Raw genomic sequence first — 951 nt, 5'->3', positions numbered from 1 at the left:
AGCGGTTTTGCGAAATGGCGGGTTATGGGAAATATAGAAAGTTTGTGCATTTTTATCCGCAACAGCTTTTTATATTTCCTTTTTTCTTATTTTAGTAAATATAAAAAAGCTGTTGCTCAAGTTAGTACAAAATTGAAAGTTTTGGCTTTCTAATTCGCCACTATCGCAAAGCCGCAGCCCGTTATCGGCAATTTTAAAAAAAATATTATGAAAATTACAGGAGATTTGGTTAATTCAGAACCAATAAAAAGTCTAACTATATTTTTTTCTGAAATAGTTGGAAAGCCACTTATTGATGGGGCAGGTATATTATATGGAGACGCACTAAAAGCAAGAAGAATCGCAAATACATTAAAATTAGAAAATAAATACAATCTAGTAAAGGCGAATGATACAAAGCCTACAGAATTATCTTTCGGTTATAAGTTATTGGAAAAAGCGTCAATTGAGGAGGACGAAAATTTATTGGAAAAATGGGCAAATCTACTTGCAAATGCGACAGATAAAAACTTTAACTCTTCAATTAGAAAAATATTTATAGAAACTTTAGACAGTTTAGAGCCTTTGGACGTGCAAATCTTTGATGATATAAATAAATTCTGTATTTCGCAACCACATCTTTATAATACCTTGGTTAGTTTAAGGGAAATTGATTATAATAAAAAAGAGTCGCTAAATGTTCTACTTTCGCTAGGTCTTATTACTTATGGAGTCACAATTACACCAGGAATCCAAATTGGAGGACATGCACCAACAACATTTCATGGTCTAGACAGTTTTAAAGTAACTGAAATGGGACAAAGTTTCTATAAAGCAGTTACCAGATAAAAAAACTGCCGATAATAACTAAGCTTTCGTCTTGCCCGGAGGGCACGAGATGAAAGCCCGTTGAACGGAACCGGAGTAGCTTTATGTATTATGGAGTTTTCGAAGTGTAGCTTTAAGATATAC

At 33.3% G+C, this 951-nt stretch carries 1 protein-coding gene; it reads left to right on the top strand.

Annotation, left to right across the window (positions count from 1 at the left end; all coding sequences use genetic code 11):
- Positions 1–207: 207 nt before the first annotated feature.
- Positions 208–828 carry an Abi-alpha family protein gene (locus tag N5E64_RS15625; protein ID WP_280038319.1) on the top strand — a complete coding sequence of 207 codons (621 nt, stop codon included), beginning with the start codon at positions 208–210 and terminating at the stop codon, positions 826–828.
- Positions 829–951 lie beyond the last annotated feature (123 nt).

Source organism: Empedobacter sp. GD03739 (assembly GCF_029843245.1).
Lineage (GTDB): Bacteria > Bacteroidota > Bacteroidia > Flavobacteriales > Weeksellaceae > Empedobacter > Empedobacter falsenii_B.
Note: the sequence above shows the minus strand (reverse complement) of the source record. Positions and strands in the feature narration are given on the sequence as shown.